Origin of the sequence: Halomonas sp. PR-M31 (assembly GCF_001039575.1) — a bacterium.
In the GTDB taxonomy this organism is placed as follows: domain Bacteria; phylum Pseudomonadota; class Gammaproteobacteria; order Pseudomonadales; family Halomonadaceae; genus Modicisalibacter.
Genome location: NZ_JIBT01000029.1, coordinates 46,482 through 67,881 on the forward strand (window position 1 = coordinate 46,482; position 21,400 = coordinate 67,881).

General features: G+C 57.7%; 20 protein-coding genes, 1 tRNA gene and 4 pseudogenes. 20 read left to right on the forward strand and 5 right to left on the reverse strand.

Features of this window, described 5'->3' with window-relative positions; all coding sequences use genetic code 11:
* Positions 1 to 6: 6 nt before the first annotated feature.
* The 4 genes and pseudogenes from CH74_RS08740 (at position 7) to CH74_RS08750 (ending at position 2,682) form a co-directional block, all read left to right on the forward strand.
* On the forward strand, positions 7 to 393 hold the full coding sequence (locus CH74_RS08740; RefSeq protein WP_253273014.1) for a MaoC family dehydratase: 387 nt from the start codon (positions 7 to 9) through the stop codon (positions 391 to 393).
* Positions 351 to 488, forward strand: coding sequence for a hypothetical protein (locus CH74_RS19515; RefSeq protein ID WP_253273015.1), 138 nt, complete (start codon positions 351 to 353; stop codon positions 486 to 488). The genes CH74_RS08740 and CH74_RS19515 overlap by 43 nt, the downstream gene beginning before the upstream one ends.
* Positions 489 to 652: 164 nt before the next feature.
* Positions 653 to 1,854 (forward strand): annotated as a pseudogene (locus CH74_RS08745) (acetyl-CoA C-acyltransferase).
* Between the two features lie 60 nt (positions 1,855 to 1,914).
* Positions 1,915 to 2,682 (forward strand): SDR family NAD(P)-dependent oxidoreductase, encoded by a 768-nt coding sequence (locus CH74_RS08750; protein ID WP_082140352.1) that lies wholly within the window; start codon positions 1,915 to 1,917, stop codon positions 2,680 to 2,682.
* A gap of 105 nt (positions 2,683 to 2,787) precedes the next feature.
* Here CH74_RS08750 and CH74_RS08755 read toward each other — a convergent pair whose 3' ends face one another.
* The 5 genes from CH74_RS08755 to ispB all read right to left on the reverse strand — a co-directional run bounded on the left by CH74_RS08755 (position 2,788) and on the right by ispB (position 6,530).
* Entirely contained in the window at positions 2,788 to 3,003 is a 216-nt protein-coding gene (locus tag CH74_RS08755) for a hypothetical protein (RefSeq protein WP_048307084.1), read from the reverse strand.
* Complete coding sequence (locus CH74_RS08760) at positions 2,994 to 4,049, reverse strand: MFS transporter (protein ID WP_048307085.1); 1,056 nt, start codon at positions 4,047 to 4,049, stop codon at positions 2,994 to 2,996. The genes CH74_RS08755 and CH74_RS08760 overlap by 10 nt, the downstream gene beginning before the upstream one ends.
* 312 nt (positions 4,050 to 4,361) lie before the next feature.
* A complete protein-coding gene (locus tag CH74_RS08765; RefSeq protein WP_216594736.1) occupies positions 4,362 to 5,303 on the reverse strand; it encodes an alkaline phosphatase in 942 nt (313 codons plus the stop codon).
* 89 nt (positions 5,304 to 5,392) lie between these two features.
* A tRNA-Pro gene (locus CH74_RS08770) sits at positions 5,393 to 5,469 on the reverse strand.
* Between the two features lie 86 nt (positions 5,470 to 5,555).
* Entirely contained in the window at positions 5,556 to 6,530 is a 975-nt protein-coding gene (ispB, locus tag CH74_RS08775; protein WP_048307086.1) for an octaprenyl diphosphate synthase, read from the reverse strand.
* A 307-nt stretch (positions 6,531 to 6,837) separates the two neighbouring features.
* Here ispB and rplU point away from each other — a divergent pair, with 307 nt between their 5' ends.
* The 16 genes and pseudogenes from rplU to CH74_RS08855 form a co-directional block, all read left to right on the forward strand.
* On the forward strand, positions 6,838 to 7,149 hold the full coding sequence (gene rplU, locus CH74_RS08780; RefSeq protein ID WP_048307087.1) for a 50S ribosomal protein L21: 312 nt from the start codon (positions 6,838 to 6,840) through the stop codon (positions 7,147 to 7,149).
* Between the two features lie 34 nt (positions 7,150 to 7,183).
* Entirely contained in the window at positions 7,184 to 7,441 is a 258-nt protein-coding gene (gene rpmA, locus CH74_RS08785) for a 50S ribosomal protein L27 (RefSeq protein WP_048307088.1), read from the forward strand.
* Between the two features lie 85 nt (positions 7,442 to 7,526).
* Positions 7,527 to 8,716: pseudogene (gene cgtA / locus CH74_RS08790) on the forward strand (Obg family GTPase CgtA).
* A gap of 84 nt (positions 8,717 to 8,800) precedes the next feature.
* Positions 8,801 to 9,937 (forward strand): glutamate 5-kinase, encoded by a 1,137-nt coding sequence (gene proB / locus CH74_RS08795; RefSeq protein WP_048307089.1) that lies wholly within the window; start codon positions 8,801 to 8,803, stop codon positions 9,935 to 9,937.
* Between the two features lie 198 nt (positions 9,938 to 10,135).
* Positions 10,136 to 10,402 carry a 30S ribosomal protein S20 gene (gene rpsT / locus CH74_RS08800; RefSeq protein WP_048307090.1) on the forward strand — a complete coding sequence of 89 codons (267 nt, stop codon included), beginning with the start codon at positions 10,136 to 10,138 and terminating at the stop codon, positions 10,400 to 10,402.
* Between the two features lie 263 nt (positions 10,403 to 10,665).
* A pseudogene (murJ, locus tag CH74_RS08805) lies at positions 10,666 to 12,209 on the forward strand (murein biosynthesis integral membrane protein MurJ).
* An 86-nt stretch (positions 12,210 to 12,295) separates the two neighbouring features.
* On the forward strand, positions 12,296 to 13,345 hold the full coding sequence (ribF, locus tag CH74_RS08810; RefSeq protein WP_048307091.1) for a bifunctional riboflavin kinase/FAD synthetase: 1,050 nt from the start codon (positions 12,296 to 12,298) through the stop codon (positions 13,343 to 13,345).
* A pseudogene (gene ileS, locus CH74_RS08815) lies at positions 13,342 to 16,193 on the forward strand (isoleucine--tRNA ligase). Before ribF ends, ileS begins: the two are co-directional and overlap by 4 nt.
* A gap of 82 nt (positions 16,194 to 16,275) precedes the next feature.
* Entirely contained in the window at positions 16,276 to 16,770 is a 495-nt protein-coding gene (lspA, locus tag CH74_RS08820) for a signal peptidase II (protein WP_082140354.1), read from the forward strand.
* Between the two features lie 21 nt (positions 16,771 to 16,791).
* On the forward strand, positions 16,792 to 17,238 hold the full coding sequence (gene fkpB, locus CH74_RS08825) for an FKBP-type peptidyl-prolyl cis-trans isomerase (RefSeq protein WP_048307092.1): 447 nt from the start codon (positions 16,792 to 16,794) through the stop codon (positions 17,236 to 17,238).
* A 55-nt stretch (positions 17,239 to 17,293) separates the two neighbouring features.
* Positions 17,294 to 18,247 (forward strand): 4-hydroxy-3-methylbut-2-enyl diphosphate reductase, encoded by a 954-nt coding sequence (gene ispH / locus CH74_RS08830; RefSeq protein WP_048307093.1) that lies wholly within the window; start codon positions 17,294 to 17,296, stop codon positions 18,245 to 18,247.
* Between the two features lie 124 nt (positions 18,248 to 18,371).
* Positions 18,372 to 18,863 (forward strand): GspH/FimT family pseudopilin, encoded by a 492-nt coding sequence (locus tag CH74_RS17745; protein WP_053070692.1) that lies wholly within the window; start codon positions 18,372 to 18,374, stop codon positions 18,861 to 18,863.
* Positions 18,860 to 19,420, forward strand: coding sequence for a type IV pilus modification protein PilV (gene pilV, locus CH74_RS17750; RefSeq protein ID WP_053070693.1), 561 nt, complete (start codon positions 18,860 to 18,862; stop codon positions 19,418 to 19,420). The genes CH74_RS17745 and pilV overlap by 4 nt, the downstream gene beginning before the upstream one ends.
* Positions 19,417 to 20,370, forward strand: coding sequence for a hypothetical protein (locus CH74_RS08845; protein WP_048307094.1), 954 nt, complete (start codon positions 19,417 to 19,419; stop codon positions 20,368 to 20,370). Before pilV ends, CH74_RS08845 begins: the two co-directional genes overlap by 4 nt.
* Positions 20,370 to 20,918: a PilX N-terminal domain-containing pilus assembly protein gene (locus CH74_RS08850; RefSeq protein WP_048307095.1), complete on the forward strand. Its 549-nt coding sequence runs from the start codon at positions 20,370 to 20,372 to the stop codon at positions 20,916 to 20,918. Before CH74_RS08845 ends, CH74_RS08850 begins: the two co-directional genes overlap by 1 nt.
* Positions 20,919 to 20,930: 12 nt before the next feature.
* On the forward strand, positions 20,931 to 21,400 hold a 470-nt coding region (locus tag CH74_RS08855), incomplete at its 3' end, for a hypothetical protein (protein ID WP_048307096.1).

Here is a 21,400-nt window from a genome sequence, read left to right on the forward strand (position 1 = left end):
ATGTTCATGACAACACAGTTTCGCAGTCCCGAGGAGTTGCTGGCGGCCCAGGGCCAACCCCTGGGCGTCACCGACTGGCTCGAGATCACTCAGGAGCGAGTGAATCTATTCGCCGAGGCCACCGGGGATCATCAATGGATTCATGTAGACCCAGAGCGAGCGAAGGACGGTCCCTTCGGTGGCTGCATCGCCCACGGCTACCTGACCCTGTCTCTGGTCAATCTGTTTCTGCCCCAGCTGATCGAGGTGGTCAATCTCAAGATGGGCGTCAACGTCGGGTGCGAGCGGATCCGGTTTCCGGCGCGGTACCGGTGGGCGCGAGGATCCGCGGTCGTGGCGAGGTTCTCTCCGTGGAGTCGATCAAGGGCGCGACTCAGGTCGTCACCCGGGTGACCGTGGAGATCGAGGGCAGCGAGCGGCCCGGCTGCGTGGCGGACACGATCAGTCGTTATACCTTCGACGCCAGCGTCTCGAAGTCAGCACAATAAGCGTTTGTTCCCGAATATCCAGCAAGAGTGGGCGCCGGGGGCAAGACGTAGCGAGGGTCTTTTGCCATGGAGGGCAAAAGTAGCGACCAAGGACGGGTTTACAGCGCCCTCGCAGAGGCTTGCCGACGGGGTAGCCCACCCGACTAATCATCAGGAGTCCTTCGATGAAAGAAGCAGTGATCGTTTCCACGGCGCGAACTGCGCTGACCAAGTCCTTTCGCGGGTCCTTCAATGACACCGAGGCGCCGGTGCTCGGCGGCCATGTGATTCGCGCCGCCCTGGAGCGGGCCGGGGTTGAAGGTTCAGCGGTAGAGGATGTGATCATGGGGGCGGCGGTGCAGCAGGGCACCCAGGCCTACAACATCGGCCGACTGTGCGCCTATACCGCCGGTTTGCCGGATAGCGTGCCGGGCATGGCGCTGGACCGCATGTGCGCATCAGGCCTGATGACCATCGGCGTGGCGGCGCGCAGCATCATGACCGGTGAGATGACCACCGCCGTCGCTGGAGGCGTGGAATCTCTGTCTCTGACCCAGAACAAACACAAGAACACTTACCGCGCCCAGTCCGAGGCGGTCAAGCAGGTAATGCCCAGCGCCTATATCCCCATGATCGAGACCGCGGAGCTGGTCGCCCAGCGCTACGGTATCAGTCGTGAAGCCCAGGACCGCTACGCCCTGCAAAGCCAGCAGCGTACCGCCGCGGCCCAGGAAGCGGGGCGCTTTGACGACGAGATCGTGCCGCTCACTGCTCAACAGCTGATGTTCGACGAGGAGCGCAAGCCCGCAGGGCATCGTGAGGTAGTGGCAAATCATGACGAATGCAACCGCCCCCAGACCACTTATGAAAGCCTGGCGGAGCTCAAGCCGGTATGGAAGGACGGCCAGTGGGTTGCCCAAGGGGAGTTCGTCACTGCCGGCAACGCCTCCCAGCTTTCAGACGGCGCCGCCGCTTGCCTGGTGATGGAGCGCGGCGAGGCAGAGCGTCGCGGGCTTTCGCCGCTAGGGCTCTACAAGGGTATCGCCATCGCCGGCTGTGCCCCGGAGGAGATGGGCATCGGCCCGGTCTACGCCATTCCCAAACTGCTCGAGCGCTTCGAGTTGAAGGTGGAAGACATTGGTCTGTGGGAGATCAACGAGGCCTTCGCCAGCCAGGTACTGCATTGTCGGGACGTTTTGGGCATTCCCGATGAGCGCCTCAACGTCAACGGCGGTGCCATCGCCATTGGGCACCCTTCGGGATGTCCGGCACACGTATGGTGGGTCACGCCCTGCTGGAAGGTCGCCGTCGGGGCGTTCGCTACGTGGTGGTTTCCATGTGCATTGGTGGCGGTATGGGTGCTGCAGGCTTGTTCGAAGTCTGCTGATTTGGCCCTTGGGTATCTGATTTTTTTAGCTGGAATCATACGTTTTCCGAGGAGCAATGCATGAGCACGAACAATACCCACCTTAGGATGTTCGATTTGAACGATCGTGTGGCCTTGGTGACTGGCGCCGGTCAGGGCATGGGACTGGGGGTGGTGCGCGCCCTGGCCGGGCAGGGAGCCCGGGTGGCGGTCAACGATCTCTATGCAGAACGAGCCGAGCATGCTGTAGCAAAGCTCGTCGCCGAGGGGTTCGATGTCATGGCGGTCCCGGGTGACATCACTCGCAGCGAAATACGTGAAGAAATCGTCTTCAAGGTACGCCAACGCTACGGTGACATCGATATTCTGGTCAACAATGCAGGCGTACCGCCGGGTATGCCGGAATCCCTGCGTCATTTCAGCGAGCTTGAAGACAAGGACTTCGAGATACAGCTGGATCTCAATTTGAGAGCCGTACTGGGACTGACGCGGCTGGTAGTAAGAGGCATGGGCGAGCGTGGTTTTGGACGCATCGTCATCATAAGCTCGGAATCCTGGCGGGTAGGGCTATCATTCGGCTTAACGAACTATGCGGCGGCAAAGTCTGCGTCGTTGGGTTTCATGCGTCATTTGGCCCATGAAGTAGGGCGCAAGGGGATAACGGCAAATGCCGTGTCCCTGGGGACCATGAACAACTTCGGCTACGATGAGCAGGCCAAGTCCACCGCCGTGGGCAGAGCCGGCACACCTGAGGACGTGGGTGCCTTAGTGACGTATCTGGCGTCTTCTGAAGCCGCCTGGATGACGGGGCAGGTATTACCGCTCAATGGAGGCGCTATCACGGCCTAAAGCGCCGGCGCTTTGAATCAAGGCAAGAATCAATACAAGAAAGCCTGCGTCAAGCGCAGCTTTCTTGTCTATGTAACGTACCAGAGGTACACCCAGGTTGAGGAATCATTTAGCAAGATTGGGCGACGGCTTCATCATTGGTTCGCTAGCAGGCAAGGGTGGCAAGAAGCGTATCAGCGGTAGAATCAGTATTGCCGCGGCCAGAGGAATGGCGAAACTCAAGAAAGCCGTATGATAACTACCGGTCACGTCCTGCAGATAGCCGGCCAAGGGCGGGGCGACCAATGTGAACAGCATCAGTACCGGGTTCATCAGTCCCATGACCCGACCGTAATCCAGAAGACCGAAGACCCGTGCGAGCAAGCGCCCCATACCGGAATCATACCGCCACCGCCCATACCCACCAGCAGGCTGCCCAGCACCATCAACTCGTAAGGGGGTTGCCCCATGAAACAGACCAGCCCAAGGGTGATAAGACTCATCAGTGAGGCCAGGGCGATGCGCAAATCGAGGCGATCGGCCAACGCACCGAAAATCAGGGTGCCTGGCACTGCCAGAATCGCTACTAGAGAAATCAGCAAGGCAGCCTTGTCTGTGGCAACGTTGTTGTCGATGGCGAAAGGCACCAGATTGCTGGCTGTGGCAGTGAACACCGCGAACATGATGCCTACGGCTAGCGAGATGATCCAGAAATTACGGTTGCGCAGCACCGCCCCGGTGGTATCGAGCCCGGGCCCGGCGACCGCTTTAGGCGTCGAGGCGTCAGAGGTGTCGTCCTTTTCAGGTAGCCTGGGTGGGCGATCCACGGTCAGCCATAGAACGACCGGCAGGCCAATGGCGAAGATGATCAATGCCAACAAGCGGAAAGCGGTGCGCCACTCGTAGGCGTCCACCATCATTTGAATCAAGGGAGGAAAGCAGAAGCCACCGAAAGAGGTGCCCATGCCGGCGATCCCCAAAGCCAGGCCGCGCTTATGGACGAACCAGCGCGACGTCAAGGTGGAAGCCGCGAGAGGGCCAAGGGTTGCATAGCCAAAAGACATCATCAGTGCATAGATCAGCGGAACCTGCCACATGCTTTCGGCGAAGGAGAGCAGCAGATAGCCTGCAGCGACAGTCACTACCCCGATTGCCATCAATATACGCAGAGAGCCGCGATCGAAACGGGTGCCCAGCCAGGGAGAATAAAGTCCCGCGAACAGCGTCATGCCGGCCATGCCTAGCATGAGTAGCATGCGGCTGGGGTGAAAGGTTTCAGCGATTGGCACTGCCACGACGCCATAGGCGTAGACCAGCGAGCCAATACCGATGGCTTGTATCCAGAAAGCCACAAAGACTTGTAGCCAAGCGGTGGAAGTCAGCTTCATGGGTTGGAGCCTCTTGTCTTGGGCTAGCCTCGGTGTTGAAAAATCCTGGCCGGCGCGAGTGGATACGGCGTAGCTTATCCTCGATCAGGCTTCGGCATCTGACATCGTCCATTTAGACCAAGAGCAAACAAAGGGCTCGTAATGAACGGTGAAGCAGTAAGGCGTCGCGACATGGAGCAGGGCGCCCGTAATATTGGCAGGCAAACGAAAAAAGCCGCCATTCGGACTGATCCGTAGATGGCGGCTTTTCAATTTTCTCAGTCGGCAGCGGAGTTCGATGCCAAGGCTATTGTCAGGCGATTAGGAAAAAAATTAATTCTCATCTTTCTCGAACGCTTCTGTTACCGGCTTGCCCCGCCAGACATCAGGCGTTTCCAGTCCCAGGATATAAGCGATAGTCGCACCGGTATCATAGGTTATGATCGGGAACTCCAGCTTCCCCCGCGCCGGCACGTTTTTCCCATAAATGATCCAGGGGATTTCCATTTCAGTCAGCGTCTGCCCACCATGCCCTTTACCAATCCCTCCATGATCCGCAGTAAAAATGATCACGGTGTCTTGCATCATTTTGCTTTCTTTCAAGGCATCGAGAAGTTTGCCTACCAAGCCATCTATCATCTCCACTTTTTCAAAATACTCCGGCGTATCGTGACCTATTTCATGACCGATGCTATCCGGCTCATTGAAATGAATAAACGTAAGGGCCGGCTTCTCATCAACGATGAATTCGAGCGCATTTTCCAGCGTGCTTTCTTCGCTATAGCCGTTGTAATCAAGATCGACCCAAGGTTTTTCAAAAAGATAGCCTATTCCTTCCCAGGTGTAGGAAACGCCTTTCTTGGCATCGGGTCTTTGTTTCTCAAGCAGGCTGAAGATGGTAGGAAATATTCCTGTCTCGCCAACGACGCGCGACGGTATTTCAGGCGTTTCGCTGCCCCATTCGGTATAACCGTGCAATACGGGGTCCGAGCCCATGAGCATGGAGGCCCAGTTAACAGCGCTGGAAGAAGGCAGGACCGAGCGCGCTTTGAGGGAATAGGCGCCTTCTTTCATCATCTTTCTCAAGTGCGGGACTTTCGCTTTTTCAAACGCATAGGCTCCCATTCCATCGGAGCCAATCAGGATTACGTGCCTGGCCAAAACTTCCGGTTTTTCGACTTTCTCTGCCGCTTGGGAGAAGGAAATTGAACTGATCATCATTATTGCGATGAGCGTCAGATGTTTGATCGAGTTCGGCATAAAGGTCAGCTCCATTGATGACGGCCACTCTAGGGTCCCGACGCGGGCACAAAGAAAAACCGCCACTCAGCGTTGCCCGTGAGTGGCGGTTTTACAAGATTACATGGTCGGAGTAGCAGGATTCGAACCTACGACCTCTGCCTCCCGAAGGCAGCGCTCTACCAAGCTGAGCTATACTCCGATGCGGTTGGGCGTGCGCCTCAACGGGGGTGCATTATACCGCTCGTATTGCCTTGCGCAACCCCGATGCGAAGCCGGTTCCTGCGGTCACGCCCTGCGATTCACCGCCAGTCTTGCCAGGTCCGCCATGGTATCCCGATAGCGGCTTTCGGGAAGGACGTTGAGCTGTGCCAGGGCCTTGTCGGCCATTTCCTCTGCACGCCGACGGGTATAGTCAAGCGCGCCGGTATCGCTGACGATGGCCAGAACATCGTCAAGCCGATCCAGGCCGCCCTTGCGAATCGTCTTGCGAATCAGCTGTGCCTGCTCGTCGGTGCCACGGTTCATCGCCTCGATCAATGGCAGCGTCGGTTTGCCTTCGGCCAGATCGTCACCCACGTTCTTACCCATGGTGTCGGCGTCGCCCTGGTAGTCCAACAGGTCGTCGATCAACTGAAACGCCAAGCCCAGATAGCGGCCGTAGAGCTTGAGCGCCTCTTCCTGTTCGGGACTCGCGTCTGCCAGCACCGCACCGCTGTGAGAAGCGGCTTCGAAGAGCATCGCCGTCTTGCCCTGAATGGTCTCGAAATAGGCCGCTTCGTCGACGTTCGGGTTGCCTATGTTGGTCAACTGCAATACTTCGCCTTCGGCAATGGTGCAGGTGGCGGCGGAGAGAATTTCCATGACCCGCATCGAACCCACCTCGACCATCATCTGGAAGGAACGCGAATAGAGAAAATCCCCGACCAGGACCGAGGGGGCATTGCCCCAATGATCGTTGGCGGTCTGCTTGCCACGGCGCATACTTGACTCGTCAACCACATCGTCATGCAGCAGCGTCGAGGTATGCATGAACTCGATCAGCGTGGCCAAGGTGATGTGGTGTTTTCCGGCGTAGCCCAGCGCTCGGGCTGCAAGAAGCACCAGCAGGGGGCGCAGGCGCTTGCCGCCGCTTTCGATGATGTAATGACCAATACTCTCGACCAGCGGGACCCGAGAGCCAAGCTGGTCGAGAATGGTGCGATCAACGGCGGCGAAATCTTCTGCCACCGGTGCATGGATGGACGCTGCGTTGGGCTGCATGGTGTCTGTCTGTAAGGGGGTTGGGCCGCGTTGCACATGATGGTTGTACGCCATCGTGCCGTATTTGGGCCAAGCTTGGTGTAGTCATGCTATGGGGCCCTCTATAAGGCGTCAAGGCAAGACATAAAGCAAGCGCCGGCACCAGTATGATGAATACCCGTGGTCTTATGGTCTTGTGATGGTGCCTGGCTGCCGTTATAATCCGCGACCCAACTCATCATGCTCCCTGTCAGATGGCTGCCAAAAGGGGCGCCACTCGCCGCAGGCCGATGAAGAGCCCATCTTGGATGAGTGTCTGGAGAACGTAATGTACGCAGTTATTAAGAGTGGCGGTAAACAATACCGCGTTCAGGAAGGTCAGACTCTGAAGCTCGAGAAGCTTGAAGTGGCAACCGGCGAGAGCCTGGATTTCGATCAGGTTCTGCTGGTCGCCGATGGTGACGACATCAAGGTCGGGGCACCGCTGGTCAGCGGTGCGAAAGTCTCCGCCGAGATCGTCTCCCACGGTCGTGGCAAAAAGGTTCGCATCATCAAGTTCCGTCGTCGCAAGCATTCCATGCGTCGCCAGGGCCACCGTCAGTGGTTCACTGAAGTCAAGATCACCGGGATTTCCGCGTAAGCGGTATGACCCCTTAACGAGCGAGGTATTTGCAATGGCTCACAAGAAGGCAGCTGGTAGTACCCGTAACGGCCGCGACAGCGAATCCAAACGCCTTGGCGTCAAGCTGTTTGGTGGACAAGCCGCCGTTCCCGGCAACATCATCGTACGTCAGCGTGGCACCAGGTTTCACGCAGGCACAGGCGTCGGTATCGGCAAGGATCACACCCTGTTCGCTCTGAACGAAGGCGTGATCAAGTTCGAGACTAAAGGGCCGAAGAATCGCAAGTTCGTGAGTGTCGTCTCCGCCTGAGACAATGCGAATGTTGCACTGGAAAGGCCCCGCGATAGCGGGGCCTTTTCGTATCAGGACGGTATTACCGTCGGGAGAATGACCCATGCAGTTCGTCGACGAAGCCTCGATCATCGTGGAAGCCGGCAATGGCGGTAGCGGTTGTCTGAGTTTCCGCCGCGAAAAATACGTGCCCAAGGGCGGTCCCGACGGGGGTGACGGCGGCCATGGCGGCAGCGTTCATCTGATTGGCGACGATGCCCTGAACACCTTGATCGATTTCAAGTATCAACGATTTTACAAGGCGCCCAACGGCCAGCCGGGACAGGGTCGCCAGATGAGCGGCAAGGCCGGGGACGATCTACATATCAAGGTGCCGGTGGGCACCACGGTGATTGATGAAGATACTCTCGAAGTGATCGCCGATGTGACCGAGATCGGCCAGGTAGTGCTGGTCGCTCAAGGCGGACGCCGAGGCCTGGGCAATATCCATTTCAAATCCTCGACCAATCGCGCGCCGCGACGTACCACGCCAGGCACCGAAGGTGAGCGGCGCAATCTGCGTCTTGAAATGAAGGTGATGGCAGACGTGGGCTTGCTGGGCATGCCCAATGCAGGCAAGTCGACGTTGATCCGCTCCGTTTCTGCCGCCAAACCCAAGGTGGCCAACTATCCTTTTACCACCCTGGTACCCAACCTTGGGTGGTAAAGCTGGGCATGCATGAACATTTCGTCATGGCGGACGTGCCGGGCTTGATCGAAGGGGCCTCCGAAGGTGCGGGACTTGGGCTGCGTTTTCTCAAGCATCTGACCCGTACGCGGCTGCTGTTGCATGTGGTGGACGTAGAGCCTTTTGATGAATCCGATCCGGTGGAGGCTGCCCAGGCCATTACACATGAGCTGGAGCAGTTTTCTGCCACCCTGGCGGAGCGACCACGCTGGTTGGTACTCAACAAGCTCGATTTGCTGCCGGAGGATGAGCGGAAGACGCGGGTAAATGACATCGTTTCTCGCCTTGGCTGGAATGGACCCATGTTTTGTATCTCAGCGATCAGCGGTGAAGGCACCGATGCGCTGATACAAGCGGCTTATCGCTGGTTGACCGAACAACGTCGCCTAGAGAATGAAGACGAGGCCGCCGCCGAGCGCGAACAGGATATGCGCCGGCGCATGGAAGTCGAGGCAGTTGCTCGAGCCGAGGCGAAGCTGAGCCGCAAGCGTAAAACCGCCGTCGAGGACAACGACGATGACTTCGATGATGATGAGTATGATGTCGAAGTCGAATACGTACCTTGATCGGTGTTTCAAAGCTACTGCGCTCGATACGTTTTGATATCGCCGATCGAGCTGGAACCGAATCGTATTAGAGATGGCAGTGAGATGAACAATCAGTGGGCGTCGGGGCGCGAGGCGCTGATCAAGGCGCGGCGCGTGGTGGTGAAAATTGGTAGTGCCTTACTGACCAACGATGGTCGTGGACTGGATGAGCCAGCCATCGGGGGCTGGGTCGATCAGATCGCCAAGCTGCATGCGCAAGGCGTCGAGGTGGTGCTAGTTTCCTCCGGTGCGGTGGCTGCGGGTATGGTGCGCCTGGGCTGGCGCCTACGCCCTTCGACGGTGCGCGAGCTGCAAGCGGCAGCAGCAGTGGGGCAGACCGGCTTGGCGCAATGTTATGAGGGCCACTTTGCGCGCCATGGTTTGCACAGCGCGCAAGTTCTGCTGACCCACGACGATCTCTCCAATCGCAAGCGTTATCTGAATGCCCGTTCTGCGCTGCGCACTCTGGTGTCACTGCGGGTAATACCGGTGATCAATGAAAACGACACCGTGGTTACCGATGAGATTCGCTTCGGAGACAACGACACGCTAGGGGCGCTGGTAGCCAACTTGATCGAAGCCGAGGCGCTGATCATCCTGACGGATCAGGAAGGCTTGTTCGACGCGGACCCACGCCTTCAGCCGAACGCCCAGTTGTTGTGTGAAGGGCGTGCCGATGATCCGCGTCTGATCGCGATGGCAGGCAGCGGTGGCGTGCTCGGGCGTGGCGGCATGACTACCAAGGTTCGCGCCGCGCAGTTGGCGGCACGTTCCGGTGCGGTCACGGCCATTGCCAGTGGGCGTCAGCCGGATGTGCTGATCCGACTGGTTGAAGGTGAGACGTTGGGCACGCTGTTGCATCCGGAGCACGCGCCCTTAGCAGCGCGCAAGCGCTGGCTGGCCGGCCAACTTCAGGTGCGCGGTAGCCTGACGTTAGATGCCGGCGCCACGAATGTACTGCGCGAACGTGGCTCGAGCCTGTTGCCGGTGGGGGTCAAGGCGCTATCCGGGCGCTTTGTCCGAGGCGATATGGTGGTCTGTCTTGATGAACAGGGTGAGCGGGTTGCCAAGGGACTGGTCAACTACGGCAGCGATGAAGCCGCTCGAATACTGGGTCAGCCAAGTCATCGCATCGAAGGTTTGCTTGGCTATATGGAGGCACCGGAACTCATTCATCGCGACAACCTGGTGATTCTCTAGCCGGCGCTTTGAAATTTTCGGCCTCCAGTGGCAAGGAATGAGGCGGTGTGGTAGGATTCGCCTCCTTTCAGGCATGACCCGCGCAGAACGCTTTTCGTGGCATGTCGTGTGGCAGGATCAAGCCACAATGGACATATTCGATGATCAGGTCGAATCAAATACTTACACCGCATTTTATGGTTCTCCAAGGAGATTACGGTGGCGAATAGCAAGCAAGCGCGTAAGCGCGCACGTCAGGCGGAAGAGCGTCGTCAGCACAAAGCCAGTCAGCGCTCCATGGTCCGCACTTACATCAAGCGCGTGATCAAGGCAATTCAAGGCGGCGATCATGGCAAGGCCATGGAAGAGTTCCGTACGGCCCAGCCGGTCATTGACCGCATTGCCGACAAGGATACTCTTTCCAAGAAGAAGGCTGCTCGTCTCAAGAGCCGTCTCAACAAACGAATTAAAGCGCTGGCTGCCTAAGTCGGACGCTCGCTAGGCACCTTATTTGCCTTCTTTGTTGCATTGAAGGAAAGCGGGGTGCCAGCGTTCAGAAAAACCGGCCTCGGCCGGTTTTTTTGTGCATGATTTTTGATTGGGGAAGATGCGCTATCGTGAGTATCCCGTCAGATAAGCCAGACAAAGAGACCCAGCCAACGGCAGCCAGCGACGCTCAGTTGGACGCTCCTGCCGGGGGCGACGGCGCACAAGGCGACCCGGCCCCTGGAAGGCAGCTCAATAAGCAGATGGCCGCACGGGCAGGGTTGCTGCGCTCTGGAGTGATCGTGAGCGCAATGACCATGCTCTCCCGAGTGCTTGGGCTGGTGCGAGATGTCGTCATTGCTGCCTTATTAGGGGCGGGTAGCGGTGCCGATGCTTTCTTCGTCGCTTTCAAGATTCCCAATTTTATGCGACGACTGTTCGCAGAAGGTGCCTTCAATCAGGCTTTCGTGCCGGTACTCTCGGAATACGCGACACGTCGCTCCCGAGAGGAGGTGCGTGAGCTGCTCGATGCGGTTTCCGGTAGCCTGACCGTCGTGCTGGCACTGATCACCGCCGCTGCCATGCTGCTGGCGCCTTGGCTTGCCTGGCTGTTTGCTCCAGGCTTCGGTCGCGATCCGGAGAAGCTTGCGTTAACCGCCGACATGCTGCAGCTGACCTTTCCGTATTTGCTGTTGATCTCGCTTACCGCCTTCTCGGGAAGCGTACTCAATACCTGGAATCGTTTCGCCGTGCCGGCTTTTACACCGGTGCTGCTGAATCTTTCCTTGATTGGAGCCGCTCTGTGGCTGACGCCGCTGATGGAAACGCCATCGTTGGCATTGGCATGGGGGGTCTTGATTGCCGGTGCCGCCCAGTTGGCCTTTCAGGTGCCGTTTCTTCTGCGCCTGGGATTGCTGCCAAAACCCTGGCCGAATTTTCGACATGACGGAGTACGGCGCATACTCAAGCTGATGACGCCGGCTTTGTTCGGCGTCTCGGTATCGCAAATCAATCTATTGCTCGATACCGTACTTGCCTCGCTTCTGGCCGCAGGTAGCGTCTCCTGGCTGTACTACTCGGATCGCCTGGTGGAACTGCCGCTAGGGGTATTCGGTATTGCCATTGGCACGGTGATTTTACCGGCGCTCTCCAAGCGACACGCGGAGAAATCTCAGGAACATTTTGCCAAGATGCTCGACTGGGCGCTGCGGGCGGTATTGCTGGTCGGTTTGCCTGCGGCCCTGGCCCTGGCGGTACTGGCGGAACCCCTGTTGATCAGCCTGTTTCACTATGGCGCCATGACCGAGCATGATATCGCCATGGCCGCAATGAGCCTGCGCGCCTATGCGCTGGGCCTGATTGCCTTCATGCTGATCAAGATATGGGCGCCAGGCTATTTTGCTCGTCAGGATACCGCGACACCGGTCAAGATCGGCATCATCGCCATGATCGCCAATATGGGATTGAATCTGATCTTTATCGTACCCTTGGCCCATGCCGGTCTGGCCCTGGCTACGGCGCTATCCGCCTTTCTCAATGCAGGTCTGCTGGCACGGGGATTGCGCCGTCAGGGGGTATTGATCTTTCAGCCGGCTGGGGGCGCTATGCCTGGCAGCTTGGCGGTGGCTGCACGCTGCTTGCGTTGGGGCTCTGGTGGTTCTCGCCTCCGTGGCATGCATGGCTGAGTTGGGAAGTGGAACGGCGGGTCTTGACCCTGAGTGCGCTGGTGACAGGTGGTGTTGCACTGTACTTTGGTTGGCTTGTCATCTGCGGTATTCGGTTGCGTCACTTTCGCTTGAATGGCTGACTGAATGGCCAGGCGATAAATGACGTGGCTGTCAAGGCTTGCCGCCTTCGTTATAATTGATTCTTTAACCGATGCGTGAATGCTGCATGGAATTGATTCGCGGTTTACACAATCTGCGCGAGCATCATCGTGGTAGCGTTGCCACCATCGGTAACTTCGACGGTGTGCATCTTGGCCATCAGGCGATTCTCGATCAGTTGCGCGATCGCGCGGCGGATCTGGAGCTGCCGGTGACGGTGGTGGTGTTCGAGCCACAGCCCCGGGAATTTTTCGCCGGTGATCAGGCGCCCCCAAGGCTGACGCGGCTACGGGACAAGGCTCAGCTACTGGCGGCCCATGGTGCCGAACGCATTGTCTGCCTGCCCTTCAACGACGCGCTGCGCAGTCTGACAGGGCGACAGTTCATCGATCGGATATTGATCGATGGCTTGGATGTGCGTCATCTGGTGGTAGGAGATGACTTTCGCTTTGGCTGCGATCGATCCGGTGATTTTGCGTTGCTGACTCAAGTGGGAAAAGAATGTGGCTTCGGTATCGAGCATACCCGCACCTTTGCCCTCGACGGTGAGCGAGTCTCTAGCTCCCGGATACGCACACTGCTGGCCAGCGGCAATTTCCTGCAGGCGGCGCGCATGCTGGGCCGCCCCTATTCTTACACGGGGCGAGTCGTTGCCGATCAGAAGCTGGGTCGTACCATCGGCGTGCCTACCGCCAACGTGCCGTTGTTATCCGGGCCCATGGCCCTTCGCGGTGTCTACGCGGTGGTTACGCGCCTGAGTGGCGGTCGCGAGTTCGCTGGGGTCGCCAATATCGGCTGGCGACCTACCGTGGGAACGCCTCGTCCGGTTCTGGAAGTCAATTTGTTCGATTTCAGCGGCGATCTTTATGGCCAGATCATCAAGGTATTGCCTTGTGCACGTTTGCGCGGCGAGCAGCGTTTCGATGGGTTGGACGAGCTAAAACATCAGATTCAGGCCGATCAGGCCCAGGCAAAAGAATTTTTTCATGCCTGGCCAAGACAAATGCACAATCATGATAGTGATTTAACACCTTATCTGGCATCGGCGCCTTTGGCGTCGATTCCCGAACATGCCGACCCTGGAGTCACCAGGCGCGACAACGATGGAACCCCATGAGCGACTATAAGCCTACATTGAATCTGCCTGAAACCGACTTTCCCATGCGCGGCAATCTGCCCAAGCGTGAGCCAGCCCGTATAAAGCGCTGGCAGGAGATCGATCTCTATGAGCGCCTACGCGCCGCAGGAAAGGAGCGTGAGACCTTCGTGCTGCACGACGGCCCTCCCTATGCCAACGGCAGCATTCATATCGGTCATGCGGTCAACAAGATCTTGAAGGACATCATCGTCAAGGCCAAGGGGATTGCAGACTTCGATGCGCCCTATGTGCCTGGCTGGGACTGCCACGGTCTGCCCATCGAGCATCAGATCGAGAAGCTGCATGGCAAGCATTTACCGCCGGAAGAGACCCGCGCCCTGTGTCGCAGCTATGCTGCAGAGCAGATCGATACCCAGCGCGAGGATTTCATACGTCTGGGTATCATCGGTGATTGGCAGCGTCCTTATCGCACCATGGACTACGTTAACGAGGCGGATGAGGTGCGGGCCCTGGCGGAGATGGTCAAGCAGGGCTACGTCTTCAAGGGCTTGAAGCCGGTCAACTGGTGTTTCGACTGCGGCTCGGCCCTGGCGGAAGCCGAGGTCGAATACGCGGACAAGAAGTCCGACGCTATCGATGTCGCCTTCGAGGCCGACGACCCCGCCGCGTTGGCAGCGGCATTTGGGCTCGCGTCTTTGGGCAAGCCAGCGGCGGTGGCCATCTGGACCACTACCCCCTGGACTATCCCCGCCAACCAGGCGCTCAACGTTCACCCCGAGTTCAGCTATGCCCTGGTGGATACCGGCGAGCGACTGCTTCTGGTGGCGGAGGATCTGGTCGAGAGCTGTCTCGAACGTTTCGAGCTACAGGGCGAGACCATTGCCACTACCTCGGGTGCTCATCTCGAGAATCTGAACTTTCGTCATCCGTTTTATGATCGCCGGGCGCGGTCTATCTGGCGGATTATGTCGAGACCGATGCCGGTACCGGTATCGTGCACTCTGCGCCGGCCTACGGGGTGGATGACTTCATCACCTGCCGCGCCTACGGCATGGAGTTCGAGGAGATCAAGAGCCCGGTGATGGCTAATGGCGTCTACGCCGAGGACCTCAAGTTCTTTGGCGGTCAGATGATCTGGAAGGCCAATCCGCAGATCGTCGCCAAGCTGGAAGAGGTCGGCGCGCTGCTGGCCCACGAGAAGATCACCCACAGCTACATGCACTGCTGGCGCCACAAATCGCCGGTAATCTACCGGGCAACCGCTCAGTGGTTCGTCGGCATGGATATTCAAGGCGCGGATGGCAAGACCCTGCGAGAGCGCGCCTTGGAAGGCATCGAGACGACCCAGTTCGTGCCCAGCTGGGGCAAGGCGCGCCTGCACTCGATGATTGCCAATCGCCCGGACTGGTGCATCTCGCGCCAGCGCAACTGGGGCGTGCCGATCCCGTTCTTTTTGCATCGGGTCAGCGGCGAGCTGCACCCGCGTACCCTGGAGCTGATGGAAGAGGTCGCCAAGCGCATCGAGGCCGAGGGTATCGAGGCCTGGTTCCGGCTCGAGGCCAGCGAGCTGCTGGGTGACGAGGCGGCGGATTATGAAAAGATCAGCGATACTCTGGACGTGTGGTTCGATTCCGGCACCACGCATTGGCATGTGCTGCGGGGCTCCCATGCGGCGGTATTCGATCATCCTGAGAAGCGCGACGGGCCGGTGGCGGATCTCTACCTGGAAGGCTCCGATCAGCATCGCGGCTGGTTCCATTCGTCACTTTTAACCGGCTGTGCCATCGATGGTCATGCGCCTTACAGGGGCTTGCTGACCCACGGATTCACCGTGGATGCTCAAGGCCGCAAGATGTCCAAGTCCGTGGGGAACGTGGTCGCCCCGCAGGAGGTCATGGACAAGCTGGGCGCGGACATTCTGCGCCTGTGGGTCGCCTCCACGGACTACTCCGGTGAAATGGCGGTATCCGACGAGATATTGAAGCGTACTGCGGACGTCTATCGGCGCATCCGCAACACCTCGCGCTTTCTGCTGGCCAATCTCAATGGCTTCGATGCCGAGCGCGACGCGGTGCCGTTTGATGACATGATTGCGCTGGATCAGTGGGTGGTGGACCGTGCCGCTCAGTTGCAGGCTCGTATCGAGACGGCCTATGCCGAGTATCGTTTCCTGGATGTCTATCAGCAGGTGCACACCTTCTGCGCCCGGGAGCTGGGTGGCTTTTATCTGGACATCATCAAGGATCGCCAGTACACCACCCAGGCGGATTCATTGGCGCGGCGCAGCTGTCAAACGGCGCTGTACCGGGTAGTCGAAGCGCTGGCGCGTTGGGTGGCGCCGATTTTGTCGTTTACTGCGGAGGAGATCTACGAGCATATCCCTGGCGAGCGCAAAGACAGCGTGCTGCTGGAAACTTTCTACGGTGAATTGCAGACCTTGGATGACGGCGCTCTGTTCGACCGGGCGTTCTGGGAGCAGGTGCTAGAGGTCAAGCAGGCGGTCAACAAGTGTCTCGAGGACGCTCGCAATGCCAAGGTGATCAAGAGCGGTCTGGCCGCGGAGGTAACGCTCTACGTCAGCGATGCACTGCGCGAGACACTGGGCCGCCTGGGAGACGAGCTGCGTTTCGTGCTGCTGACCAGCGAAGTGCATTTGGCGTCTCTTGATGCTGCCGGTACGCAGAGCGTCGAGGCCACCGAGCGCGACGATCTCAAGGTAGCGGTCATCGCAAGCCCATATGCCAAGTGCGAGCGCTGTTGGCATCATCGCCCTGATGTCGGGCAGCACGCCGAGCATTCCGATCTGTGCGGACGCTGCATCATCAATCTGCCGGGTGGGCCCGGGGAAGAGCGTCACTATGCATAAAGCCCAAGCAAAAGGCGTAGGCGACCGTGCAGAGGAGAAGGGTGCCGGTACGAATGAGAGCCCTGTATCCACTGACATGCCAATGAATCGACCGTTACGCTGGCTGTGGCTGTCGGTGCTGGTAGTGGCGCTGGATCTTGGGACGAAAGCCCTAGCCACAAGCATGCTTCATTATGCTCAGCCCGTGGAAGTGTTACCGGTATTCAACCTCACGCTGCTGCACAATACCGGTGCCGCCTTCAGTTTCCTGGCGACTCACGGTGGCTGGCAGCGCTGGCTGTTTGCGTTGATCGCCATTGGTGCAGCGATCGGACTGACCGTCTGGCTGACGCGACTCAAAGCTAATGAGACGCTGACGGCGGTGTCTCTGACATTGATCATTGGCGGGGCGCTGGGCAATCTTTACGATCGTCTCATGCATGGCTACGTGGTGGATTTTCTCTCCTTTCATTGGCAGAACGCCTATTTTCCCGCGTTCAATCTTGCGGATACGGCCATCACGCTAGGGGCCATCGGATTGATTCTTCAAGCACTGCGTGATGCACGTAGTGAACGTAGTCGTAAAAGCCATCACTGACTTCTGTAGAGGATATTCGAGATGAGCGAATACCGCATCGGCGAGGGTATGGAGGTGACGCTGCACTTTACCCTCAAACTGGAGGATGGCACCGTGGTCGACTCCACCCGGGACAAACAGCCGGCAACGTTTCAAATGGGCGATGGTAACCTGCCGCCGGGTTTTGAAGCGCCACTGACGGGGCTTGCCGAGGGTGATAGCGGCAGCTACACCGTTTCCCCGGAACATGCCTTCGGTCAGCACAATCCGCAAAACGTGCAGCGTATTCCAAGAGAGAGCTTCGAGGAAGCTGAGCTGGAAGAAGGATTGGTGATGTCCTTTGCCGATGCGGCAGGGGGCGAAGTGCCCGGCGTTATCGCCGAGATCGACGACAAGCAGGTATCCGTGGACTTCAATCATCCGCTGGCCGGGCGCACCCTGACCTTCGAGGTAGAGGTGATTGAAGTAAGGCCCACGACGACTCACTAGTATTTTCATTTTATCGATACCGCCACGATACCCGACGTATCAAGTGAGGTTCATCATGCAGATCAAGTTGGCCAATCCCCGGGGCTTTTGCGCCGGCGTTGACCGTGCCATCGAAATCGTCAATCGCGCTCTGGATGTGCTGGGTGCACCGATCTACGTGCGTCATGAAGTGGTGCACAATCGTTTCGTGGTGGATACGTTGCGCGAACGTGGAGCGATCTTCGTCGAGGAGCTCGATGAAGTACCTGACGACGCCACGGTGATCTTCTCCGCCCACGGGGTCTCGAAAGCCGTGCAGCAGGAAGCCGAGCGCCGCGGGCTCAAGGTATTCGACGCCACCTGCCCCCTGGTGACCAAGGTGCACATGGAAGTACTGCGTTACGCCAAACGCGGCCAGGAGTGCATTCTCATCGGCCACGCCGGCCATCCCGAAGTAGAGGGCACCATGGGCCGTTACGACAGCTCTCATGGCGGTGCTATCTACCTGGTCGAAGACGAAGCAGATGTGGCCGCGCTCGAGGTCAATAATCCTGAGACGCTTTCCTTCGTCACCCAGACAACGCTTTCCATGGACGACACCGCCCGAGTCATCGATGCGCTGCGGGAGAAATTCCCCGCCATCGATGGACCCCGCAAGGACGATATTTGCTACGCCACTCAGAATCGTCAGGACGCGGTGCGTCAGCTGGCGGCGGAGAGCGAGCTGGTATTAGTAGTAGGCAGTGTCAACAGCTCAAATTCCAATCGCCTGCGGGAACTGGCAGAACGCATGGGCTCCAATGCCAAGCTGATTGACGATGCCAGCTTGATCGATGAGGCATGGCTTGAGAATGTCGACACCATTGGCATTACCGCCGGCGCCAGCGCACCGGAAGTACTGGTCAACGGCGTGATCGAGCGCCTGCGCGAGCTGGGTGCAGCGGTGCCGAAAGAGCTTGAAGGCCGTGAAGAGACCATTGTCTTCTCGATGCCAAAAGAGTTGAGGGAGAAAGTAATCGCCAGCGGATGATAGAAAACGTTTTTCTTCAGTTGAAAAGTCGGGCTTTTGCCCGACTTTTTTTTGGTTTGTCTTCAGGAAAAGCGGGTAGGGTCGATATACGAGAAAACAAGCAAGCAAACATCGAGGCGGATCAGTGCTGCAAGCTCGAGGGTTTACCTTGGTCGAACTGGTCGTGACGCTGGCCATCATGGCCATCATTGCGACTTGGGCCGTGCCCACCTGGCAGCATAGCGTACAGCGTGCTCAGGTCGAGAGCGCCAGTGGTTCCTTGACTCAAGCGCTGAGCTTGGCCCGTAGCGAAGCAGTGACCCGAGGAGCCCAGGTAAGTGTTTGTCCCTCCTCCGGAACCTCTTCAGTCACTGCGTGTGGCAGTGATTGGCATAACGGCTGGGTGGTGTATCTGGGTGACAGTGCCAGTTTCCAGCCCGCTGATCGCCTGCGTATTCATCGAGGTAGCAAGGCACAACAGACACTCGGAGGTCCAGCACGGGTCACATTCAACGCCCGAGGCATACTTTCTACAGGCAACGATAGTTGGATCTACTGCAGCGGTGAGTACACAACGAGAATCATCTTGGCACCCTCGGGACGCACGCGAAGAATGGCCGGGGGCGCTTGCGAATGAGGCTTTATCAATGCTTTTGCGGGTGGCGAAAGGAGGATGTTCGTCAAGAACGTGAGAACTCGCTCGTCATCATATCATCGACCAGACAGGGAGGGGCCGGGCTGATTGAGGTATTGATTGCCCTGCTGCTGTTGAGTACGTCGCTGCTGGGTATGGGCATGCTGCAGGTCAAGACACTGCAGTACCAGCGTGCTAGCTATAGCGAGACCATGGCCCAGCTGCTGGCGTCAGATATGGCTGAGCGTATGCAATCCAATCTAGCCGTTCTGTCTAGCTACGATGGCAAGACGACCCGCAACGCGCCGGCGAATTCATGCGCCACGAACTGCAGTTCTACGACGCTGGTCGCACGAGATCTGAGCGAATGGAGGCGTTCCATCGAAGAGAGCGCACGGGCAGGGTTGACCAATGGTGAAGGGGTGATAGCCGTGGACAGCGTAGCCGATCGGCAACGAGTAACGCTCACTGTCTCCTGGGAAGAGTCGCTAAAGAGTATCAAGGATCAAGACGATAACAGTACGTCCAAGGCCAGGTTTGTCTTCGAGGTTCGATTATGAGGTATCGTCAAGCGGGTGTGGGACTCGTCGAGCTGATGATTTCGCTGGTGTTGGGCCTGTTGATCCTGGCGCTGGCGATGCAAATGTTTCTTGGCTCTCGTGCCAGTCAATCGAGTCAGCAGGCGCTTTCCTACCTGCAGGAATCCGCTCGCTACGTCTCCTTTCGCCTGCAGCCGCTGATGCGCAACATCGGCTATGCCGGCTGCACCAGCGTGCAGCCCATTTCGATCGCCAGCAGCGTCGACAGTCAATACCGTCTGCTGCCCTCCATCAGCACGAAGAAGGCCGTACAGGACGGCATCGATTACTGGGAGTTGGACTGGGTCTACGCGGACAAGGAGAGCGAGGTGCCGCTTGCCGCAGCCATGAAAACCAGTGTCAGTGAGCTCGATATCGGCGCGGACAGCTCGGGCGTGTTTCTCGATAAAAATGGCAAGGTCATCGAGAAAATCGCCCTTATCAGCGACTGCAACACTGCCGATGTGTTCCAGATCGAGAATGACACGATCCCTGGCAGTCGTATAAAGCCCGACGGAAAGTTGAGTCGTGCCTACGGCCAGATTGGCTCTGCCGCCAGTCATGTATACCCGATCAAGGCGTGGCGCCTGTTCCTTGGCGAACAGCAAGGGAGTGGTACCACGGCGCTATTCATCGATCGCGTCGAGGCAGTGTCCTCCTTCAAGCGCGAAGAACTTGTTGCCGGCGTGAGCGATCTGGCTATTAGCTTTGGTGTCGATACCAACGACGACGGCAGTATCGATCAGCCGGCAGCCACGCCGAAGGCGGTCGATGAAAACGCCTGGGCTAGCCGCATTCGGCGCGTCGAGATTGCGCTGACGCTACAAAGCGACCCGGGTGTCGTACCCGGTGGGGCTAACGACGGACGCCTCGAGCGTACTTTTACCATGACGTTCACGCCGCGCAATCTGCAACTGAGAGGCAACAGCTGATGCCTTTAAATGCAAAGGCACAGCAAGGTGCCGCGCTGCTGGTAGTACTGGTCATGCTGGTAATCGTAGGTCTCATCGCCGTTACCGGAGCGCAGGATTCACAGCTACAGGCTAAAATGAGCGTCAACAGTCGTGCCTATGAAAAAGCCTATTACCGCGCCGAAACCGCGCTTGCGGTAACCGAGCAGCGACTTCAGGCAGGCGACTGGCAACTTAGTGCTTTCAACGGCAATGATGGTCTGTTCGTTGTTGACCAAAGCACATCTTCTCTCATTTCTGCTGTTAATTCTGCGAAGCCAATAGATGAACTTCAGGCAATCTTGAAGAAAAACGGCAAGGCCGTCTTAGATAGTGACAATAATGTCATCGGCTTTTGTCTGATCGAATATCTGGGGCGGATAGGTGGCGCGTCACTCAATTTCGACAACGAAAAGAGCAATGGCGATTGGCGAATCAATGCCTTTCGCGTTACTGCCCTGGGACAGGCAGGTGCAAATAACAAGGCCTGGGCAGTCGTGCAAAGTGAATTGAGGCTCGAGCCCTTCTGACAGGAAAATACCATGCGTACAATCGTTGCTTTGATCATTTTTATGGCAAGCATTCAGTGCTTGGCTGCTCCGGGCATAATTGCCCAGACACCGGTAATTGAAACCGTTGGTGTCAAGCCCAACATCATGCTGATTCTAGATGACTCGGGAAGTATGCGGCGTGAAGAAACCCTGAACAAGGGCGTAGAAAGGGTACGGCTTCATGAAGATGTAAAGTTTGATTCCACATCGCATTATTTGGAAAGCTTCGGTGTAAAAAAGCTTTTTAAGTACGAATCCTCTTTGTGGGAATTCAATTACGCTACCAAGTCGGAAAAAATAGACGACGAACGAATGAATGAGCACCAGATAAACGCCTACATGAAGCTGGCTACCTGTTCTGGCTTTAACACCCTAGCTTATAATGAAAACAAGACATACAGTGTTCCGTTTGGTCGCGATAAGCTGACAAGCGCAGAAGAAAGTGCCCTTGAGAATCTTTT

What these genes read in the sequence shown, in the direction of transcription:
- pilV (WP_053070693.1), top strand. Translation starts at nt 18,860, where the DNA reads ATGAGGCTTTATCAATGCTTTTGCGGGTGGCGAAAGGAGGATGTTCGT.
- CH74_RS08850 (WP_048307095.1), top strand. Translation starts at nt 20,370, where the DNA reads ATGCCTTTAAATGCAAAGGCACAGCAAGGTGCCGCGCTGCTGGTAGTA.
- CH74_RS08750 (WP_082140352.1), top strand. Translation starts at nt 1,915, where the DNA reads ATGAGCACGAACAATACCCACCTTAGGATGTTCGATTTGAACGATCGT.
- rplU (WP_048307087.1), top strand. Translation starts at nt 6,838, where the DNA reads ATGTACGCAGTTATTAAGAGTGGCGGTAAACAATACCGCGTTCAGGAA.
- lspA (WP_082140354.1), top strand. Translation starts at nt 16,276, where the DNA reads ATGAATCGACCGTTACGCTGGCTGTGGCTGTCGGTGCTGGTAGTGGCG.
- CH74_RS08740 (WP_253273014.1), top strand. Translation starts at nt 7, where the DNA reads ATGACAACACAGTTTCGCAGTCCCGAGGAGTTGCTGGCGGCCCAGGGC.
- ribF (WP_048307091.1), top strand. Translation starts at nt 12,296, where the DNA reads ATGGAATTGATTCGCGGTTTACACAATCTGCGCGAGCATCATCGTGGT.
- CH74_RS08845 (WP_048307094.1), top strand. Translation starts at nt 19,417, where the DNA reads ATGAGGTATCGTCAAGCGGGTGTGGGACTCGTCGAGCTGATGATTTCG.
- ispH (WP_048307093.1), top strand. Translation starts at nt 17,294, where the DNA reads ATGCAGATCAAGTTGGCCAATCCCCGGGGCTTTTGCGCCGGCGTTGAC.
- CH74_RS08755 (WP_048307084.1), bottom strand. Translation starts at nt 3,003, where the DNA reads ATGGGACTGATGAACCCGGTACTGATGCTGTTCACATTGGTCGCCCCG.
- CH74_RS08760 (WP_048307085.1), bottom strand. Translation starts at nt 4,049, where the DNA reads ATGAAGCTGACTTCCACCGCTTGGCTACAAGTCTTTGTGGCTTTCTGG.
- proB (WP_048307089.1), top strand. Translation starts at nt 8,801, where the DNA reads ATGAACAATCAGTGGGCGTCGGGGCGCGAGGCGCTGATCAAGGCGCGG.
- fkpB (WP_048307092.1), top strand. Translation starts at nt 16,792, where the DNA reads ATGAGCGAATACCGCATCGGCGAGGGTATGGAGGTGACGCTGCACTTT.
- CH74_RS08765 (WP_216594736.1), bottom strand. Translation starts at nt 5,303, where the DNA reads ATGGAGCTGACCTTTATGCCGAACTCGATCAAACATCTGACGCTCATC.
- ispB (WP_048307086.1), bottom strand. Translation starts at nt 6,530, where the DNA reads ATGCAGCCCAACGCAGCGTCCATCCATGCACCGGTGGCAGAAGATTTC.
- rpmA (WP_048307088.1), top strand. Translation starts at nt 7,184, where the DNA reads ATGGCTCACAAGAAGGCAGCTGGTAGTACCCGTAACGGCCGCGACAGC.